We start from the raw sequence: 20,248 nt of genomic DNA on the forward strand, positions 1-20,248 counted from the left end.
CGCAGGAGGTTCTGCGGCCGGGCGTCCGTCGTCTGTGTGTGGGGCGATCAGTTGGGGTTCTGCGCCCACAGGTCGGGTCCGAAGACCTCGTAACGGATGGCCTCGCTCGAAACGCCCTTGTCCATGAGGGTGCGGCGGACGTTGCGCATGAACGGCAGCGGACCGCACATGAACACGGTCGCGTTCTCGGGCACGTCGATCGTGGAGAGGTCCATGAGCCCCTCGACGGCATCACGGTCGGCGGCGCCCTCGAGGTCCTCGTACCAGAGGTGGCTGCCCACGGACTCCAGTCGCCGGGCGCTCGCCGCCACCGTGTCGTACAGCGGGTGACGCGCCGCCGAGGCGTCGGCGTGGGCGAGGATCACCGGGCGGGAGGGGGCGCGCTCGGCGAGGTCGTCGACGATCGCCGCCATCGGGGTGATGCCGACGCCCGCGCTGACGAGCACGAGCGGGTCGGTGGAGTCCTCGAGCACGACGTCGCCGCACGGGATCGACACGGGGATCGTCGAGCCCTCGGGGCACTGGTCGATGAGGAAGTTCGACACGAGGCCGTCGGGTGCGCCGTCGACGCCGCGCACCCGGCGGACGGTGATCTGCAGCGTCTGCGAGCGGGGCGCCGAGGAGATCGTGTACTGGCGCGGCTGGGTGCCGCCGTCGGGGAGGGTGGGGTTGACGGTGACGTACTGGCCGGCGTGGTGCGAGGGGACCTCGCCGCCGTCGGCGGGCGTCATGACGAGGGTGACGACCTCGTCGGAGCCGTCGGCCGTGACCTCCACGACCCGGTCGGTGACCGTGTAGTCGCGCCAGGGGTTCTCGGGGTCGATGCCGTTCTGGGCGTAGACCTTGGCCTCCTCGGCCACGAGCTGCAGCGCGAACAGCCAGTAGACCTCGTCCCACGCCGCGGCGATCTCGGGCGTGACGGCGTCGCCGAGCACGTCGCCGATCGCCCACATGAGGTGGTGGCCGACGATCGTGTACTGCGGTGCGGTGATGCCGAGCGAGACGTGCTTCTGCGCGATGCGCTGCAGCACGGGCTCGAAGCTCGGGGCGTCGGGGTCGATGAGGTGCACGGCGTACGCGACGACCGAGGCCGCGAGGGCCTGGGCCTGCTCGCCGAGCTCCTGGTCGGCGCGGTTGAAGACGCCGAGCAACTCGGGGTGCGCGTCGAACATGTGGGGGTAGAACCGCGAGGTGATCTCGACGGCGTGCTCGGCGACGACGCCGGCGGTGGCCTTGACGATCTCGGTGGACTGGGCTGACAGCACGCTCTGCTCCTTCGTCGGTGGCATTCGGCCCCACCGTAGATGACACGGGTGTGCCCGTGACAAACGGCGGCGGTGGGTGATCGAACATCTCGTCGGTGACCCCAATCACACCCACCGGGCGCTAGTCTCCCGCGCATCGGGTGCGACCGCCGCCCGTGCTATCGCACCCCTTCAGGAGGACTCATGAGTCCGATCGCGTACCAGATCGTCACGATGGTGCTGTACCTCGTGGCGATGTTGCTCGTCGGTTGGTACAGCTACCGGCGCACCCGCGACCTCAACGACTACATGCTCGGTGGGCGCGACCTGCCACCCGCGGTGGCCGCCCTCTCGGCCGGTGCCGCCGACATGTCGGGCTGGCTGCTCATGGGTCTGCCCGGCGCGATCTACGCGAGCGGGCTCGTGGAGTCGTGGATCGCCGTCGGCCTCACCGTCGGCGCCTGGGCCAACTGGCGGTTCGTCGCCCCGCGCCTGCGCGCGTACTCCGAGGTGGCGAACGACTCGATCACCGTTCCGAGCTTCTTCGAGAACCGCCTGCACGACCGGTCACGCGCCCTGCGCATCGCATCCGGGCTCGTCATCCTCGTCTTCTTCACGTTCTACGTGAGCTCGGGCATGACCGCGAGCGGCGTGTTCTACGAGAGCTCGTTCGGCCAGGACTACCACGAGGGGCTGCTCGTCATCTCGACCGTCACGGTCGCCTACACCCTGTTCGGCGGGTTCCTCGCCGTGAGCTACACCGACTTCATCCAGGGCGTGATGATGTTCGCCGCCCTCATCGCCGTGCCGCTCATCGGCGTGTTCGCCGTCGGCGGCGTCGGCGAGGTCTCGGCGGCGGTGCACGCGATCGATCCCAACCACCTGTCGATGGTCAAGGGCGCCACGGCAGTGGGGGTGATCTCGGCGCTCGCCTGGGGTCTCGGCTACTTCGGGCAGCCGCACATCATCGTGCGGTTCATGGCGCTGCGGAACGCGCAGGAGGCCGTCGCCGGCCGCCGTATCGGCATCGGCTGGATGATCCTCTCGGTCTCCGGGGCGATCTGCACCGCGCTCGTCGGTCTCGCGTACTTCCACCAGCACCCCGAGCTCGCGATCCAGGATCCGGAGACGGTCTACATCCGCATGGGGCAGATCCTGTTCCACCCGATCATCGCCGGCTTCATGCTCGCCGCCGTGCTCGCGGCGATCATGTCGACGATGAGCAGCCAGCTCCTCGTCACCTCCTCGGCGCTGGTCGAGGACCTGTATCGGGTCTTCAACGTCGAGAAGGACGACAAGCACTACGTGCTCATGGGGCGTCTCGCGGTGCTCGTCGTGGCGCTCATCGCCGGCTACTTCGCGTGGGAGCGGAACGAGACGATCCTCGGGCTCGTCTCCTTCGCCTGGGCCGGGTTCGGTGCGGCGTTCGGGCCGACGGTCCTCCTGTCGCTCTACTGGCGCCGGCTCACGTGGCAGGGCGCGCTCACGGCGATGATCGCGGGCGCGGTCACGGTCGGGCTGTGGGGTCCGAGCACCTCCTGGGGAGGCACGCGTGAGGACCCGCTGTTCGGTCTCTACGAGATGGTGCCCGGCTTCGTCATCGGCCTCGTCCTCGCCGTCGTCGTCAGCCTCATGACCTACCGGCGGCAGGAGGGTCTCGAGGCGGAGTTCGACGAGATGAGGCGCACGAGCAAGGCGATGGTGGCCGCGGAGAAGGAGGTCTGACGATGGGGCAGGCCGGTGCGTCAGGCGCGGTGCGACCGGCCGAGGCTGCGGGGTCCGCGGTCGATCGAGTAGGCGTCGGCGAGGCGCAGGAAACGCTCGGTCGGATCCATTGACGCATGGGCGCGGGCTCCGTAGCGGCCGTGGGCGCGGCGGGTGCCGCGGGTGTCGACGTACTCACCGATGTTCGCCGCGACGTAGGTCGCTCCGGTCGGCACCGTGCCGCCGCCCGGAGCCGCGTCGTCGAACGTCTCCTGGGTGGCGACGGGCCGCAGGGTCGGGATGTCGGCCGTGTCGTCGCTCCAGGCGCCGGTGCTGTCATCGGGCTCGACCACCGTGGCGTGGACGACGCGGAGCTCGGGTCGTTCGGGTGCCGGGCGCGTCGGGATGAGGCCGGCGTAGATGTCGCGCGAGGCGAGCTCGGCGTCGGGATCCGTCGCCCGCGGAGTCGAGGCCACCGAGACGAGGAACCAGGCGATCCCGGCGACGGTCAGGCTGATCATCGCCACCCGGTACCAGGCCGGGGCCGTGGGCAGCAGGCAGGCGGCGTTCCCCACGACGGCCGCGCCGCCGATGATCTGGCCGATGAGCGGCAGGTCGTGTCCCCGGCGGCGAAGGTTGCCCCTCCCCGCGGCGGTCACGGCCACGAGAACCGCGCCCGCGGTCATGAGCAGGATGTGCAGCGAGTGCATCGACGTTCCCCCAGTGTGCGTCCGTGCGGGCGATCCCCCGATCGCCTCCCGTGACTTCCCCGGCCACGGGGACGAGCACCGTTGTCGGTCGCTCGTCCGAGTTGAGCGTACTGGACCGGTGTCCAGGACGGCCATCACGAGAAGCGGCCCCTTGTATCCCAGCCGGGCGGTTCGGACACACGAAGAGCGGGACCGGACGATCGTCCGGTCCCGCTCTGCGATGAACTCTGTGATGAAGGGAGGCTCAGCCCTGGGGTGCCGGCGAGGCGCCGCCGCGACTGGTGTCGGCGGAGCCGTCCGCGCCCTCGTGCGTGACGCCCGCGGCCTCGGCATCGAGGCGGATCTGTCGCCCGGCCTCGATCGCCGCGTCGCGCTTGACCGCGTTCTTGTCGCTCATCGTCGTGTCGCGCGGCGGCAGTTGGAGGGACTCCTCGGCCTTGATGCCGGCCTGGAGCTGGCGGACGCGTTCGAGCTCGGAGTCGATCTCGGCACCGAAGAGCAGGGCGAGGTTGGTGATCCAGAGCCACAGGAGGAAGACGATGACGCCGCCGAGGGAGCCGTACGTGGCGTTGTAGTTGCCGAAGTTCGCGACGTAGAACCCGAACGCGGCCGACACGACGAGCCAGGTGAGGATCGCGACCGTCGCGCCCACGCTGATCCAGCGGAACCGCGGCTGCCTCACGTTGGGCGTCGCGTAGTAGAGCAGCGCGACGATGATGATGACGATCGCGAGGATCACGGGCCACTTGGCGATGTTCCACACCGTCACCGTGGTGTCACCGAGCCCGACGACGTCTCCGAGGGTGCGGGCCACGTCGCCGCTGATCGCGAGACCGAAGCCGACGATGGCGATGAGGGCGAGCACGATGACCGTGAGCAGCAGGAACAGCGGACGGGACTTCCAGATCGGGCGCCCCTCGTCGACCTCGTAGATGCGGTTCATCGCCCGCGAGAACGCGTTGATGTAGTTGGAGGCCGACCAGAGCGCGACGAGCACACCGGTGAGAAGCGCGAACCCGGCGGCCTGGGTCTGCACGATCGAGGCGATGACGGGCTGGATGAGACCGAGCGCGCTCGACGGGACGAACCGCGCCGCGACGTCCATGAGCGAGTCGACGGTGCGCGACCCCTCCCCGAACACGCCGAGCAGGGAGACCAGCGCGAGCAGTGCGGGGAACAGGGAGAGCACCGAGAAGTACGTGAGCCCGGCGGCCGCGTCCATGCAGCCGTCACGCATGAACTCCATGACGGCCTTGCGGGCGGTGTACCGCCAGGAGGGCTTGGTGATCTCGGTGGGGTACTCGGGTTTGCCGTTCGCGTCGGGCGCCGGCGCGGTCTCGGCCTTGCGCGCGCTGGTGCCCTCGGGGGGCTGGGTCATGGGGGTCCTCGCCAGGGGAGAAGCGTCGTCGATCGCCCCGACGTTACCCGCGTGACGGGCCGACCACACCTCCTCCAGGCCGTGGGTCTGGCGACAGCTCAGGCGGCCTCGCATGGGTGCGGTGTGGTTGCGCGAAAGGCCGGCTCGCGTGGGTCGCGTGCCGCGCGGGCGACGATCGGCGTGCGGCGAACGGGCAGCCGGGGTGATCGCACACCGCTCCCGCCGCTTGGGGGGCAGACTCCGGCGTCGTCGTGACAGGTGTCCCCGCGCGTCCTTCTCGTGCACAGCGCCCTCCGTGGCGTTTCTTGCTCCATGTGGTCCGGGGCCGCTGCCCGGTGTCGCGATCCGTCGCGTTGCCCCTCTCATCGGCCCCGTGGTGGAGGTACTGAGGAGTTCGCGCGGGCGAGTCGAACGTCCGACTGCACCCCTCGCGGACGTGACCGCGGTGGATGGAGGGCACGGATGACGCGGTGACGCCTCACGTCGGCGCTTCGATCAACTACGGTCGAGGCATGTCGCGACCGCACGCCGCAGCTCTCATCGAGGATGCGTGGAACTCCCGCATGAACCGCGTCCTGGCCGGGCAGGGTTGGACTCCGCGGGCCGTGGGCAACACCGGCTACGGATCTCCCGACTTCGTGCGGGTGCTCGGCCGGGTCCTGCTCTCGCGGCACCCCGAGGAGGTCACGAGCGAGCCGCCGGAGGAGCCGCGCGGTGCCGACGTGACTCTCGAGCCGGAGCAGAAGGTGCGGGGCTGGCGGGCGTTCATGACCGCCCAGCTCATGAACGCGCCGGTCGTCATCGACATCGCGGGTCGCCGCCACGAGACCCACAGCGACCGCAGCGGGTACGTCGATCTCACGGTCGAGGGTCACGACCTGCCGCCCGGTTGGCACGACGTGACGATCACGCCGGTGGGCGGCATCTCCGACACGGCGAAGGTCATGATCGTCGACCCGTCGGTGCGGTTCGGCCTCGTGAGCGACATCGACGACACGGTCATCACCACGTCGCTGCCGCGTCCGCTCATCGCCGCGTACAACACGTTCGTGCTCACCGAGCAGGCCCGCCACATCGTGCCGGGCATGGCGCCGATGTACCGCGAGCTGCTCGACGATCACCCGGGTGCTCCGATCTTCTACCTGTCCACCGGCGCGTGGAACACGGCCGACACGCTCAACCGGTTCCTGCGGCGCCACGGGTATCCCGCCGGCCCGCTGCTGCTCACCGACTGGGGGCCCACGAACACGGGCTGGTTCCGTTCGGGGCAACAGCACAAGCGTGTCTCGCTGCACCGACTCGCCCGTGAGTTCCCGCAGATCCAGTGGGTGCTCATCGGTGACGACGGTCAGCACGACCCCAAGATCTACGGCGACTTCGCTCGCGACCGGCCCGACGTCGTCCGCGCCATCGGCATCCGTGAGCTGACGACGACCGAGCAGGTGCTGAGCCACGGTCTGCCGGTCTCGATCGAGGGGTTCACCCCGCGCGTGCGACGGCCCGTGCCGGTGCTTCGCGCCCCCGACGGGTACGGCCTGCTGCGGCAGTTGCGGGCCCTTCTGGCGCAGCAGGGCTGAACCGTGCCCGAGTTGCCCGAGGTCCAGGCCCTCGTCGACTTCCTCTCCGATCGGCTGACCGGTGCTGAGCCGCGCGTCGTCACGGGTGTGGAGCTGGCGTCGATCGCGGTGCTCAAGACCTACGCGCCGCCGCCCGACGCGCTCGTCGGCCTCCCGGTGGGCAGCGTGACGCGGCACGGCAAGTTCCTCGACCTCGACTGCGAGGGGATCCACCTCGTCTTCCATCTCGCCCGCGCCGGGTGGCTGCGGTGGTCGGAGTCGTTGCCGGAGAAGCCGATCCGACCCGGCAAGTCACCGATCGCGCTGCGCGTGCGCTTCGACGACGGCTCCGGATTCGACCTCACCGAGGCGGGCACGAAGAAGTCGCTCGCGGTCTACGTCGTCGAGGACCCCCAGGCGGTGCCGCGCATCGCCTCCCTCGGGCCCGATCCGCTGGCGGACGACTTCACCCTCGAGCAGTTCGCCGAGATCCTCGGCCGCAAGCGGGCCCAGATCAAGGGGGTGCTGCGTGACCAGTCGGTGCTCGCCGGAATCGGCAACGCGTACTCCGACGAGATCCTCCACGTGGCCCGGCTGTCGCCGTTCGCGATGACCACGTCGCTCGACGAGGAGACGGTGGCCCGGCTCTACGACGCGATGCGCGAGACGCTCGTCGGGGCCGTCGACTCGGCGAGCGGTAAGCCGGCCGCCGAGCTCAAGGACGCCAAGCGCGCCGGCATGCGCGTCCACGGACGCACCGGCGAGGCCTGTCCGGTGTGCGGTGACGTCGTGCGTGAGGTGTCGTTCGCCGACTCCTCCCTGCAGTACTGCGCCACGTGCCAGACGGGCGGCAAGCCGCTCGCCGACCGACGGATGTCGCGTCTGCTCAAGTGAGCTCGGCGCGCGAGGGGTCTCTCCTCGCGTGCGCCCCGGTGCCGGCCGCTCGTGTGGTCATCGACATCTGCCCTGGTCAACGCAACAATTCGGCGGGTACGCACGAGTAGGTTCGACGGCAGGCAGGACATGACGGGCATCGAGGTGGCGCAGCACGCGCCTGCCGTTTGGACGGTGTCTCGGCCGCGAGAACGCCTCGGCGACGACGCCGCGTCGGTGGTCGGAGTGCACGCCGCGCTGCGTCACCTCGTGCTCGCCTGTCGCGCGGAGCGGCGACCGTTACCGGTGGCACCGATCGTCGTCGCGGACGGTGAGGTGCTCGAGTTGCACCTCGCAGCTCCGTTGGGTCCGGCTCCGGCGCCGTGGCAGACACGCGGGCACGTCTGGAGTGTCGAGATCGCGCGGCTCGGCAGTGTCCCGGTGGCTCTCGACGCCTATCCCGCGCTCGTCCCGCTCGGGCGGGTGCTCCCGGAGCCCGGGGAGGGCGAGGCGGGTGAAAGCGCCTGTCCGAGTGGGCTTTCGAGCCCCGGCTCGCGCGGGTGGCTGCTCGCCGATCTCGGCGCGGCTCCAGGCCTCGTCGAGATCGACGGCGAGCCGGGTGTGGTCGGCGCGTTGCAACGGTCGATCGCGCTGTCGCTGCTCGAGCACCCGTGGTCGGGCGGGGTGCGGGTGACGCTCGTCGATCTCCCGTCGCCGGATCATCCGCGGGTGCGGCCGGCCGCGGCCCTGGACGTCGCTCTCGGAACGCCTCCCGAGCCGCTCGGCGGCGTCTCCGGTCGATGGGGCCGGCCGCCGCGCGGTGAGCACGAGGTGGTTCTCGTCGGTCGGGCGCTGGCCGAGAGCGAGGTGCGGCTCGTGCGCCGGGCGTCCCGGTGGCGGGGCGCGGCGACAGTCGTCGCCCCTGGGGCCGGTCGTGGCGTGTGGCAATGGCGCGCGGATGCGGAGGGTCTCACGTGGTGAGAGCGCTGATGACGGCGGCGGACGGCAGTGACGTCGTCGTTCGGTCTCCGGCGTGGCCGGTCGAGGAGCGTCCCGGCGGGGTGCTCGGTGTCGGTGACGAACCGCTCGCGCTGCCGTTCGGGGTCGTCGAGCTCGTCGTCGTCACGGGCAGGGGCGCAGGCGCGGTGCACCGCCTCGACGTGGGGCGCTATCGCTGTGGGGCGGATCGGGATTCCGACCTCGTCCTGCCGACCGACGTGTCGTGGGTCATCGACGTGCGTTGTGGCGGGGAGGTGTTCGTCTGCACCCTCGATGAGGAGTGGCGGTGGCCGGTCGGGGAACGACGTCGGCTGGGTGGCCTCGACCTCGCGCTGCGGTGGTGCGGCGGGCCGTCGGGCCTCACGCGTGAGCCCGCCTCGCTCGCCGACCTGCTCCTCGGTCGCATCGCCGGGGTCTCGGCGGCGCCTGGTGAGGCGCGGTGGTCGCTGGGTCGGGAGGCCGGCTCGGGTGACGAGGTGACCGTCACGGTGAGCGAGGCGCCCGTGCTGCTCGTGCGCGGCACCGAACGCCACGCCTACGCCCGCGCGGTGCTGGGTCGGCTGCTGACCGGGACTGCCGATCCGCTGCGCCTCACGGTGCTCGCCCCCGGTCTCGACGTCGACGAGCGTGCGCGCTGGGCATGGACGCGGTGGCTGCCGCAGGCCCGATGCGACGACGAACGTTTCGTGCGTGCGGGATTCGACGACGACGCCTGCGCGAGGCTGGTCTCCGAGATCGCGGGCGAGGAGCGGGGTGAGAGCGTCGATCTCGTCGTTGTCGACGGGCACGTCGGGGAGGTCGGAGCGCTCGCTCGTCCCGGGCTCGCGATGCTCGTGCTCGACGACGAGGTGCCCGAGACCGGGACGGTCGTCGACGTCGACGGACCACGCGCCCGGGTCGCGGGGCTGCCCGGCGACCTCGACGGTCGGACCCTCGACGTCGATCTGCCCGACACCGCCTGGATCGAGCGGCTGGCCCGGGCGATGACGGCGGTGAGCGACGACCCACCGCCACCGGGTGGGCGGCTTCTCGGACTGCTCGGCATGGCCCCCACCGACGCCGGCGCGATTTTCGAGCGCTGGCAGTCGCCCACCACCACGCGGGTCGTCATCGGTGAGGATCCTGCCGAGGGGGTTCCGGTCGCGCTCGATCTGCGTGCCGACGGCCCGCACGCGCTCGTCGGAGGCACGACCGGATCGGGCAAGTCGGAGTTGTTGCAGACGCTCGTGGCCTCATTGGCGGTGAGCAATGCGCCCGAGGCGATGACGTTCCTCCTCGTCGACTACAAGGGCGGTGCCGCGTTCGCGGCGTGCCATCGGCTGCCGCACACCCTCGGGGTCGTCACCGACCTCGACGTCGCGTTGACCGAACGAGCGCTCGCGAGCCTGTCGGCGGAGGTCCGGCGCCGTGAACGCCTGCTCGCCGAGGCCGGCGTCGCCGATCTCGATGCGTACCTCGCCGCGGGGCGGGGTCCGCTCGCGCGGCTCGTCATCGTCGTCGACGAGTTCGCCACGCTCGCCGCCGAACTCCCCGACTTCGTCGACGGGCTGGTCGACATCGCCCGTCGCGGCCGCTCCCTCGGGTTGCACCTCGTGCTCGCCACCCAGCGCCCGGCGGGTGCGGTGAGCGCCGACATTCGCGCGAACACCACGCTGCGCATCGCGTTGCGGGTGGCCGATACGGCGGACTCCGTCGATGTCGTCGGCGTTCCCGACGCGGCGGCGATCGACGAACGCCGACCCGGCCGCGCGATCGTGCGGGTCGGGCGCAACCACCCCGTCGAGGTGCAGACCGCGCGGGTGACGACGTGCGATCCCACGGTCGGCTCGGCGTCGACGCCGTACGTGTTCGGTGAACCGGTCGACATGGTGGGGGAGTCCGATCTCGCGTTGCTCGCGGCGACGATGCGGGGGCTGGTGGCCGAGAAGGGCCTGGTCGTCCCGCCGAGTCCGTGGCTGCCGCCGCTGCCCGCGCGCGTCGAGCTCGCCGACTGTGCGATGACGGGTGTCGTGCCGTTCGGTATCGAGGATCTTCCCGGCCGGCAGCGTCGGGAGGTCGCCCACCTGCGGCTCGACGAAGGTGCACCGCTGACGGTCGTCGGAGGCGCCGGGTCGGGACGCACTGGGGTACTGAGGGCGCTCGTCGCGTCGGTGGCGCTGCGGTTCGAGCCCTCGGAGGTGCACGTCCATGCGATCGATGCGGGCGCGCGTGGTCTGGCGGGGATCGCGCGGCTGCCGCACATCGGGGTCGTCGCCGGGCGGGACGAACCGGATCGCGCCGAACGGCTCGTCGCGCGACTGACCGACCAGCTCGACGACCGGGTTCAGCGGCTCGCCCGGCACGGTTGGCGGGACGCGGCAGATCAGCGGGAGGCCGAACCCGATACGCCGTGGCCGTGGGTCGTCGTGCTCGTCGACCGGTGGGATCTGCTCGCGGAGGCCGCCGACGCCGTCGACGACCGAGCGGCCGTCGCGGCGCTCGAACGGATCGCGACGGAGGGCGCGCGGGCCGGAATCCTCGTCGTCGCCACCGGTGACCGATCGATGCTCACCGGTCGGGTCACCTCGCTGTTCCCCGATCGGCTTCTGCTGCGCCTCGCCGACCCGTACGACTACGCCGCCGTCGGCCTGCCCGGCCCCGCCGGACACGGCGAACCGGGCCGTGGCTGGCGCGGACTCGGCGCCATCGAGACCCAGGTGGCCGACGTGGACGAGGTGTTGGAGGAGTTGCTGGAGCGCGGCGACGCCTGTGCACCCGTCGAAGGCGGCCCGTTCCGGATCGATCCGCTCCCGGGCTTCGTCACGCGGGAGGAGGTCGCCGCGTTGCCCGAACACGAATCTCGGCCCGCCGGTGCGCTGCTCGTCGCCGCCGGGGGTGACGAGCTCGGCGCGCGGTGGATCGACGCCGACGAGTACGGGCCGTGTGCGCTCGTGACCGGGCGGCGGCGCACCGGGCGGTCGGGGGCGCTGCTCACGTTGGCGGAGTCGGCCCTGGTGGCCGGCTGGGAGGTCGCCGTCGTCGCCGGTCGGCGCAGCCCGTTGGAGGCGTTGCCGAGTGTCGGAGGCACGCGGGTTCACGGCGTGTTCCGGCGGGACGAGGACGCGGATCGTTTGCTCGCCGTGGTGGATCGGTGCGTGTCGGATTCCACGAGGCTGCTCGTCGTCGCCGACGACGTCGACCTCGTGCCCGACGGGCCGCTGCTCGACGCGCTCGCGGCCCTGCCGGCGCGGTTGCGGGACACCGGGAGTCTCTTCGTCGGTTCCGGTGAGGCGGAGGAGATCGTCGGCGCCTTCCGCGGCCCTGCGCCCGCCCTGCGTCGGGCTCGGTGCGGGGTGATGCTGTCTCCCCAGACGCTCGAGGACGGCGAGGCCTTCGGCGTCCGTCTGCGACGCGCCCAGTACGGCCGCGCCCTCGGCGTCGGCGCCGGGTTCCTGGTCCTCGACGGACTCCCCGAACGAGTCCAGGTCGCGTGCTCCTCCTACATCCCGGAGCCGTAACCCCCACGCTCACACAGGCGGTTTCACCCGGCCCCGCTCGAACAGGCGTTTCCACCGGCGTCGCACAGGCGGTTTCACCCCGACCCCGCTCGAACAGGCCCTTCCCCCCGCTCAAACAGGCGTTCCGCGCCGCGGTGCTCGCCCACGCACTCCCAACCCCCGCTCAAACAGGCGTTTCGCACCGCGGTGCTCGCCCACGCACTCCCAACCCCCGCTCAAACAGGCGTTTCCGTCCGCGTCCTCATCCGGTTGTCGGCGCTCTGTGAGCGGGACTGTCCGGCCAACGGTGTAAGTGGCGTTTTCATTCTCAGCGGTCTTCGGCGGCCGGGATGCGGTCGGCGAAGGTGATGGCGAAGGCGTTCAACGCTGGTTTCCAGCGTGTGACCCATCGTGTCTGTCCGGTGCCCTTGGGGTCCAGGCTCCTCGTGACGAGGTACAGGGTTTTCATCGCGGCCTGCTCGTTGGGGAAGTGTCCGCGGGCTCGGACCGCGCGCCGGTAGCGGGCGTTGAGCGACTCGATCGCGTTGGTTGAGCAGATCACGCGTCGGATCTCGACGTCGTAGTCCAGGAACGGGATGAACTCGGTCCAGGCGTTCTCCCACAGCCGCACGATCGCTGGGTAGGGCTTGCCCCACTTCTCGGCGAACTCCTCGAAGCGGTCTCGGGCCGCGGCCGCGGTGGGGGCGGTGTAGATCGGCTTCATGTCCCTGGCGATGCCGTCCCAGTACCTGCGGGAGGCGTACCGGAAGGTGTTGCGGATCAAGTGAATGATGCAGGTCTGCACCGTGGCCTGCGCGAACACTGCGTTCACCGAGTCGGGTAGGCCTTTGAGGCCGTCACAGACGACGAAGAACACGTCCTGCACGCCCCGGTTACGCAGCTCGGTCAGGACGGCCAGCCAGTACTTGGCCGACTCCCCGTCCCCGTCGCCGGCCCACATGCCCAGCACGTCCTTGTGCCCCTCGAGGTCGACCCCGATCGCGGCATAGAACGGGCGATTACGCACCTGCCCATCGCGGACCTTCACCACGATTGCGTCGATGAAGATCGCCGCGTACACCTTCTCCAACGGCCGCGCCCACCAGACCTGCATCTCCTCGATCACCCGGTCGGTGATCCGAGAGACGGTGTCCTTGGACACCGACGCCCCGTACACCTCGGCCAGGTGCGCACTGATTTCTCCGGTGGTCAGGCCCTTGGCGTACAGCGACAACACCATCGCATCCAGATCCCCCAGCCGGCGTTGCCGCTTCTTCACCAACTGCGGCTCGAACGAGGCATCCCGGTCCCGCGGCACGTCGATCCGTACCTCACCGACGTTGTCGGTGACCACGGTCTTGGACCGTTTCCCGTTGCGGGAGTTCCCGCCGTTACGACCCTCAGCTGCGTGCCTGTCGTAGCCCAGGTGTTCGGACATCTCCTCATCCAGGGCGGACTCGATCACCATTTTGGTGATCTGCTTCAACAATCCACCCGGGCCGGTGATCTCGATCCCGGCGTCCTTGGCTTGCAGTACAAGCTGCCGAATGACGGCCGCGTTCGCGGCCGTCATGTCCCCAGCCCCTGCGGGCCCGGGCTCGTCCGGGACGGCCCCGAACGCTTCACCCGAGGACGCGTCCTCAGGTGGCTCCTGCGATGTCGGCTCCTCCACGAGCCCCAGTGTCTCGGTCATGACGACCCTCCTGCCCCGAACGAGGCGATCAGGCCACTTACACCGTTAGAGCGACAGACCCCTGTGAGCCCGTTCGGTGTCATGACAGGGGTCTCTGCGTGTCTCTCGCGGTTCGGCTAGAGAGTCGAATAACGTCCTCGTCGTGGATCCGATCATGAACCCGTACGCGCCCGGGGCCGGGCAGCGGCCGCCGGAGTTGGCCGGTCGCGACGAGCAGTTGCGCACGTTCGAGGTGGTGCTCGAACGCATCGCGCGAGGCCGGCCGGAGCGGTCGATCGTATTGACCGGCCTTCGCGGTGTTGGCAAGACGGTACTGCTCAACGCGCTGCGTTCAGCGGCCGTGCGAGCGGGCTGGGGGTCGGGAAAGTTCGAGGCGCGTCCCGACCAGGGCTTGCGCCGCCCGGTGAGTGCGGCGTTACACGTCGCGGTGCGCGAGCTGGGCCATCCCCAGCAGGACGACGTGGATCACGTGTTGGGTGTCATCAAGGCGTTCGCGCTGCGCGATGCGCCGTCGAACGCCAAGCTGCGTGACAAGTGGCAGCCGGGTATCGATGTACCGGTACAAAATGGTCGTGCGGATTCCGGTGACATCGAGATCGATCTCGTCGAGTTGCTCACCGATGTCGGTGGCCTGGCCGCGGACGTCGGCAAGGGCGTCGCGATCTTCATCGACGAGATGCAGGACCTCGGCCCCGACGACGTGTCGGCATTGTGCGCGGCGTGTCACGAGATCAGTCAGAACGGCCTGCCGGTGATCGTCGTCGGCGCGGGCCTGCCCCATCTGCCTGCGGTGTTGTCGGCGTCGAAGTCGTACTCCGAGCGTTTGTTCCGATACAACCGCATCGACCGACTCGATCGTGCCGCGGCCGAGCACGCGTTGCAGGTGCCGGCGCAGGAGGAGGACGCGGAGTGGTCGCCCGAGGCGCTCGAGGCGATGTACGCGGCGACGGGCGGGTATCCGTATTTCATCCAGGCGTACGGCAAGGTGACGTGGGATGCGGCGCCGCAGTCGCCGATCACGGCCCACGACGTCGAGGTCGCCGGCCCGGAGGCCGAGGAGGAGCTGGGTGTCGGCTTCTTCGGCTCCCGCTTCGAACGTGCCACCCCCGGCGAGCGCGAATACCTCCGCGCCATGGCCGACGTGGCCGCCGACCTCCTCGCCGCCGGTGAAGAACTCGACGAGTCGGAATCCGTGCTCACCTCCGACGTCGCCAAGCACCTCGGCCGCAAACCACAATCCCTCTCCCCGGCGCGTGACGGCCTGCTGAAGAAGGGGCTCATCTACTCGGGGGAGCGGGGGCGCATCGCATTCACAGTCCCGCACTTCGGGAGGTATCTGCGGAGTATCGGGTGAGGGTCCTTGTGGACTTCTGTCCGCAAGCGGCTGATTCTGGCCAGTCTCGCTCCTGTTGGCCAAGGTCGGGGCATCTTGGCCAGCGGGCTGGCCAGATCTGGTCTTGTCCCGTTCTCGTGGACACGGATTTCTAGGCGATTGCCTCTTGCTCAAACTCTGCGGGTGAACGGTATCCGAGCCGCTGCTTGATGCGGCTGGTGTTGTAGAAGCCCTCGATGTAGTCGAAGATCGCCGAGCGCAGCAGGTCCCGCGACGGCCAGGTCTGGCGTCCGTGGATCGACGCGAGTTCCCGCTTCAGGGTGGCCCAGGTCGACTCGACGGCGGCGTTGTCGTAGCAGTCGCCGGTGGACCCGAACGACGCGGTGATGCCGAGGGTCTCGAGCCGTTGGCCGAAGGCCAGCGAGGTGTAGGCCGATCCTCGGTCGGCGTGGTGGATGACGCGCTGGTCGGGGCGGCGGCGTTCGAAGGCCATCACGAGTGCGTCGATGACGAGGTCGGCGTCGGGGGTGGTGCCCATGGCCCAGCCGACGACGCGGCGGGAGTAGAGGTCGATGACGCCGGCGAAGTGGAGCCAACCTTCCTCGGTGCGGAACTGGGTGACGTCAGCTGCCCAGAGCCGGTCGCGGCCGGCGGGGTTGAAGTCCCGTTCGACCAGGTCGGGTGCCCAGGCGGTGTTCGGCTTCCCGGTGCGCCACTTCTTGCGGGAGTGCGCCCCGACGAGGCCGTACTCGCGCATCAACCGGGCCACCCTCTTGCGGGCTGTGCGGTGCCCGAGGCGGCCGAGCTCGGCGTGGACGCGGGGTGCGCCGTAGGTGCGGCGGGAGCGGTTGTGGACCTCGCAGACCACAGTTGCCAACTCGAGGTCGCGCTGGGCGTGCGCCGAGGGGCCGCGGTCGCGCCATGCGTAGTAGCCGGATCGGGAGACGCCGAGAACAGTGCACAGCCGCTTCACCCCGTAGGTGTCGTGATGCTCAGAGACGAACCGGAAGCGGCTCACCGGGTCGTCTCCTTGGCGAAATACGCGGCTGCTTTGCGGAGGATCTCGCGTTCGACCTTCAGGTCGGCGACCTCCTTGCGGAGTCGCTTCAACTCCAAGCGCTCGTGCTCGTTCAACGCACCGGGCAGCGCGTCCAGGGTCTGTTTCTCCCGGTCCTTGCGGACCCAGCCCGCGAGGGTCTTGTCGCTGATCCCGAGATCCCGCGCGACACTCGCGATCGACTTGTCAGTGGTCAGGACCAGGCGCACTGCCTCGGTCCGAAACTCCGCCGGGTACTTCGACGGACGGCCCATAACGGACTCCCTTCAGCGAGCCTGCGGCTCACTATCAGGTGTCCACCAGAACGGGGCAAGACCAAGGGAAAGCAGTTTGCGCGGGTCGTTGCTCGATGACCGCTCACATTTCCTGCGACCGACGCGGCTCGCGGCGCCCCGGCACAAGGCCGGGGGCCTCAGGCCGCCATCGAGCTCGCCATGCCGGCGAAGTACGGGACGAGCCACAGGGCCCAGACGCCGACGCTGAAACGGTGGAAGTTCTCCTTCTCGTTGGCGCGGTCGCGCAGGAGGACGACGATCGCCCAGAGGGCGTGGACGCCCATGAGGACGAGAGCGATGGCTCCGGTGACCGCCATGAGGGTGCCGAGGGTGGCGGCGAGGCCTTCCGTGGGTGCGCCGCCTGCGGCCGCGATGCGGCTCATGACGAAGGTGCCGGCGGCGTCGGCGGCGAAGCCGAGCACGAAGGCCACCGCGTGCCAGGCGCGTAGAACACCGGCGCGGCGCTCGGCCCAGACGCCGAGAGTGTAGAAGAACAAGGCTGCTGTGATGAGGACGATGGCTGAAGGAAGCATGTTTCGATCATGCGTTTTCGCACGTCAACGCACATCGTCTGCATGATTGGAGTATCTCTGCGTCGAAAGTTGCAACCGCCGCCGTCGGATGAAAGCCGGGCAACCGCGATGTGACCTCAGATCCGGACCGAGTCCTCGAATACGGAAATCGGCGCAGGTGACCACCTACCTCAGGAGTCGAGTGTGGAGGCATCCACTCGAACCGGAGGAGAACATCATGTCGATCGTCGGAGACCCCATCTTCATCGCCGCTGAGCACCGCTACCGCCGCGAGCAGTTCTCCGTCGCACCCCGAGTCGACCGTGCGGCCCGCATCGGAGGCAACCAGGTCCTCCGCCGGCTCCGCGATCTCGCCGTCGGCCTCGTCGGAGTGGCGACCGTGACGGCGACGGGCGCCACCGCCGCAACCCAGCCAGGCCGACTCCCGGGAACGTGACGAACCGGCAGGTCGAAGGCGAGCCTCCTGCCACAATTTCGCCCATGGAGAGCGAGGTGCGCCTACACGGCCGCGATCAGCTCGCAGCCGACGTGGAGGCAGCGATCGACCCGCCGACACGGCCGCGATCAGCTCGCAGCCGACGTGGAGGCAGCGATCGACCCGCCGACGGCAGGCAGCGCCGCGGTGCTCCTCGCCGGCGACGCCGGTGTGGGAAAGACCGCCCTCATCGGCACGGTCTCGGCGCGGGTGTCGCCGCAGCGCCGGGTCCTGGTCGGTCACTGCGTGGGGGAGACGGCCGGCACTCTGTCCTACCTGCCGTTCGTCGAGGCATTGGCCCGACTCGACGCCACGGATCCCGCCGCGATCGACGACGTCGTCGCGGTCTACCCCGCGTTCGCGCGGCTCGTCCCACGACGTGCGACCGAGGACGAGGCGGGGGACTGGAGCCGCATCGTCGAGGCCGTCCACGGCGGTCTGGAACTCCTCGCCTCGTCCCGGCCGCTGCTGCTCGTCGTCGAGGACATCCACTGGGCCGACGAATCGACGCGCGAACTACTCACCCTGCTCTTCACGCGCGGGTTCAGCACCCCGGTGTCGATCCTCGTCTCCTACCGCAGCGACGACCTCCACCGCCGACACCCGCTGCGGTCGTCACTGGGCGTGTGGTCACGGCTGCGCGTCACGCGCATCGACGTGCCGCCCTTGGAGGACGCCGCGATGCGAGCCCTCGTGCGCGCAGCCGATGTGGCGCTGAGCGAGGAGACCGTCACCGACGTCGTCGACCGCGCCCGCGGCAACGCCTTCTTCGCCCAGGAACTCGTCTCCGTGGCAGGCACGGGCGACCGGGACGACCTCGGACGTCTGCTGCTGCGGCGCCTCGACCCCCTCGGCGACGACGCGCAGGACGTGGTGCGGCTGGCGTCCGTCGTCGGGCGCCGGGTGAGTCACGAGATGCTCCTCGCGGTCACCGACCTGGACGCTGCGCGACTCGACCGGCTCCTTCGGGAGGTCGTCGACCACCACATCCTCGAGCCGACGCGCGACGGCGGATACACGTTCCGGCACGCGCTGCTCGCCGAGGCCGTCTACGACGACCTGTTGCCGGGCGAGCGGGTGCGCCATCACCGCACCTGCGCACGCGCCCTCCAAGACCGGCCCGATCTGGGACCGGCCGCCGACCTCGCCCGCCACGCCCTCGCCGTTCACGACGTCGACCTGGCGATCACGAGTTCGGTGGCGGCCGGTGACGCCGCGGACCGCATCGGCGGCCCGGCCGAGGCGGTCCACCACTTCGAGAACGCCCTGAGCCTGCTCCCGGACACCGACGAACGGGTGCATCGGCTGACCGTACGAGCCGCGGCGGCGGCGTTGGCCTCCGGGCGGGTCACGGCCGCCGCCGGTCTGCTGCGAAGCCGCCTCCGCCGGGACGACCTGCCGCCGCTGGAACGCGCCGAACTCCTGGCCCGTCTGGCGGGCGCGCTCAACTTCAGCGACGAGCCGGCCGACCGGGTCGCGATCGTCGACGACGCGCTGTCGCTCGTACCGGAAACCGGTGAGGACGACCTTCGCGCCGACCTCCTCACCCGCCGCGTCGAGGCCCTGTGGATCGACGGCCGGATCGAGGAGGTCCTCGTCCAGGCCGAGGACCTCTCCCGCAGCGGAATGCTGGACGACCGCCGTCACCTGCGAACCGAGGTGTCGTCGATCGTCGCCAAGGCGCGCTCCCAGGAGCCGGACGGAGGCGAATCCCTGGCGGCGATCGATCGGGTGCTCGCGGGCTGGGGCGACGGGGTCGACTCCGCGCTGCTGCGGGCCCTGCACACCCGTGCCCAGATCCTGTTCCGGCACGGGGATCTCCGCCGGGCCCGCGATGCGCACGTCTCCACGGTCGAGCTCGCCCGCAGCGCCGGGCTGCAACGCTCGCCCTACGCCGCGTACGCCCACGCGCTCGCCGTGCTCTGCTCGTACGAGATCGGCGAGTGGGACCGGGCGGCGGAACTGGCCGCGGACCAGGGAGAGCACTCCACCGAGATGCTCGCCTCCCTGCAGGCCGCGCTGTCCCTCGTCCACGCGGGGCGTGGCGAGCCGGAGGCGGTGTCGATCTTCGAGCGGCTGCGCGAGTTGTGGGAGATGGAGCGCTCGAACGTCGTGCAGTCGGGCACCGCGGCGCTCGATCTTCACGGGTGGTCCGGGGACCTGGCTGCCGCGCGGAAGGTTCGTGACGACGTTGTCTCGTTCCTGCGCGCCGCATCGCACCAAGCGCACGTGATGGCCGAGGTCCGTCTCGATGCGCTGCTGCTCGCTCACCTCGCGATGCGCGCCGGCAGGGCCGGGACGACCGAGCGCGCGGCGCTGCTCGACGAGGGCCGGCATCTTGCCGAGGAGGCCGCGTCGGTGTGGCGTCAGCAGGCCGACCTGCCGCCCCGCACGATCGAGGCCTGGGCGTGGGAGGCGCGGGCCCGCGCGGAGTATCTCTTCCTGCGCTGGCAGGCGGGCGAACAGGTGGACGTCGACGAGCTTCTTGCCGAGTTCACCTCGTGCCGTGAGCTGTTCGCTCGCAAGGAGGACCGTTACGAGGAGGCGCGGTGCCGGTCGCGGTCCGCGATGGTCCTCGACGCGGTCGGCCGTGCAGACGAGGCGGGGCGTGAACGGAAAGCCGCTGCCGCCACGGCCCGGGCACTTCGCGCCGCGCCCCTCCTGGCCGAACTTGGATCCACCGGCGCTCCGGCCGGGAACGACCCGTCACCGCGCGCCGCCGCCGCAATTCCTCAGACGCCGACTCCCGCACTCACCCCGCGCGAGTGTGAGGTCCTGGAGCTGGTGTCCCGCGGACGCACCAACGGCGAGATCGGACGCCAGTTGTTCATCTCGACCAAGACGGCCAGCGTCCACGTCTCCAACATCCTCACCAAGCTGGGGGCGGCGAATCGTGCCGAGGCCGCCGCCATCGCCCGCGACCTCGGTCTTCTGGGCTGACC

15 protein-coding genes are annotated in these 20,248 nt (G+C 70.3%); 8 read left to right on the top strand and 7 right to left on the bottom strand.

What is annotated here, in order from left to right; genetic code table 11:
- Positions 1–47 precede the first annotated feature (47 nt).
- Positions 48–1,265, bottom strand: a complete 1,218-nt coding sequence (locus BN1197_RS05230; RefSeq protein WP_245851831.1) for a globin domain-containing protein — start codon at positions 1,263–1,265, stop codon at positions 48–50.
- 183 nt (positions 1,266–1,448) lie between these two features.
- Between BN1197_RS05230 and putP the strand changes: the two genes are divergently transcribed.
- The gene (gene putP / locus BN1197_RS05235) at positions 1,449–2,969 is read left to right on the top strand and encodes a sodium/proline symporter PutP (RefSeq protein WP_052466042.1); all 1,521 of its coding nucleotides are present in this window, start codon (positions 1,449–1,451) and stop codon (positions 2,967–2,969) included.
- A 20-nt stretch (positions 2,970–2,989) separates the two neighbouring features.
- On the opposite strand, the gene BN1197_RS05240 is transcribed toward putP, so the two are convergent.
- A complete protein-coding gene (locus tag BN1197_RS05240) occupies positions 2,990–3,658 on the bottom strand; it encodes a hypothetical protein (protein WP_052466043.1) in 669 nt (222 codons plus the stop codon).
- Between the two features lie 244 nt (positions 3,659–3,902).
- Entirely contained in the window at positions 3,903–5,036 is a 1,134-nt protein-coding gene (locus BN1197_RS05245) for a YihY/virulence factor BrkB family protein (RefSeq protein ID WP_052466044.1), read from the bottom strand.
- A 512-nt stretch (positions 5,037–5,548) separates the two neighbouring features.
- Here BN1197_RS05245 and BN1197_RS05250 point away from each other — a divergent pair.
- The 4 genes from BN1197_RS05250 to BN1197_RS05265 all read left to right on the top strand — a co-directional run bounded on the left by BN1197_RS05250 (position 5,549) and on the right by BN1197_RS05265 (position 11,961).
- Positions 5,549–6,613, top strand: coding sequence for an App1 family protein phosphatidate phosphatase (locus BN1197_RS05250; RefSeq protein ID WP_040157245.1), 1,065 nt, complete (start codon positions 5,549–5,551; stop codon positions 6,611–6,613).
- 3 nt (positions 6,614–6,616) lie between these two features.
- Positions 6,617–7,486 carry an Fpg/Nei family DNA glycosylase gene (locus BN1197_RS05255; protein WP_040156936.1) on the top strand — a complete coding sequence of 290 codons (870 nt, stop codon included), beginning with the start codon at positions 6,617–6,619 and terminating at the stop codon, positions 7,484–7,486.
- A gap of 174 nt (positions 7,487–7,660) precedes the next feature.
- Entirely contained in the window at positions 7,661–8,446 is a 786-nt protein-coding gene (locus tag BN1197_RS05260; protein ID WP_141397226.1) for a hypothetical protein, read from the top strand.
- Positions 8,447–8,454: 8 nt separating this feature from the next.
- Entirely contained in the window at positions 8,455–11,961 is a 3,507-nt protein-coding gene (locus BN1197_RS05265; protein ID WP_052466045.1) for an FtsK/SpoIIIE domain-containing protein, read from the top strand.
- A 307-nt stretch (positions 11,962–12,268) separates the two neighbouring features.
- Here BN1197_RS05265 and BN1197_RS05270 read toward each other — a convergent pair whose 3' ends face one another.
- A complete protein-coding gene (locus BN1197_RS05270; protein WP_040155408.1) occupies positions 12,269–13,513 on the bottom strand; it encodes an IS256 family transposase in 1,245 nt (414 codons plus the stop codon).
- Positions 13,514–13,775: 262 nt separating this feature from the next.
- On the opposite strand from BN1197_RS05270, the gene BN1197_RS05275 reads away from it, so the two are divergent.
- Positions 13,776–14,987 (top strand): ATP-binding protein, encoded by a 1,212-nt coding sequence (locus BN1197_RS05275; protein WP_040156940.1) that lies wholly within the window; start codon positions 13,776–13,778, stop codon positions 14,985–14,987.
- Between the two features lie 130 nt (positions 14,988–15,117).
- Here the strand turns inward: BN1197_RS05275 and BN1197_RS05280 are convergent, their stop codons facing one another.
- The 3 genes from BN1197_RS05280 to BN1197_RS05290 all read right to left on the bottom strand — a co-directional run bounded on the left by BN1197_RS05280 (position 15,118) and on the right by BN1197_RS05290 (position 16,831).
- Positions 15,118–15,984: an IS3 family transposase gene (locus BN1197_RS05280; protein ID WP_040156942.1), complete on the bottom strand. Its 867-nt coding sequence runs from the start codon at positions 15,982–15,984 to the stop codon at positions 15,118–15,120.
- Complete coding sequence (locus BN1197_RS05285; protein WP_040156944.1) at positions 15,981–16,277, bottom strand: transposase; 297 nt, start codon at positions 16,275–16,277, stop codon at positions 15,981–15,983. Before BN1197_RS05285 ends, BN1197_RS05280 begins: the two co-directional genes overlap by 4 nt.
- Before the next feature lie 158 nt (positions 16,278–16,435).
- Positions 16,436–16,831, bottom strand: coding sequence for an HsmA family protein (locus tag BN1197_RS05290; RefSeq protein ID WP_040156946.1), 396 nt, complete (start codon positions 16,829–16,831; stop codon positions 16,436–16,438).
- Positions 16,832–17,048: 217 nt separating this feature from the next.
- On the opposite strand from BN1197_RS05290, the gene BN1197_RS05295 reads away from it, so the two are divergent.
- The gene (locus tag BN1197_RS05295; protein WP_141397228.1) at positions 17,049–17,267 is read left to right on the top strand and encodes a hypothetical protein; all 219 of its coding nucleotides are present in this window, start codon (positions 17,049–17,051) and stop codon (positions 17,265–17,267) included.
- 75 nt (positions 17,268–17,342) lie between these two features.
- A complete protein-coding gene (locus BN1197_RS05300) occupies positions 17,343–20,246 on the top strand; it encodes a helix-turn-helix transcriptional regulator (protein WP_261795880.1) in 2,904 nt (967 codons plus the stop codon).
- The last annotated feature ends 2 nt before the right edge of the window (positions 20,247–20,248 follow it).

Origin of the sequence: Mobilicoccus massiliensis (genome assembly GCF_000826525.2) — a bacterium.
Lineage (GTDB): Bacteria > Actinomycetota > Actinomycetes > Actinomycetales > Dermatophilaceae > Mobilicoccus > Mobilicoccus massiliensis.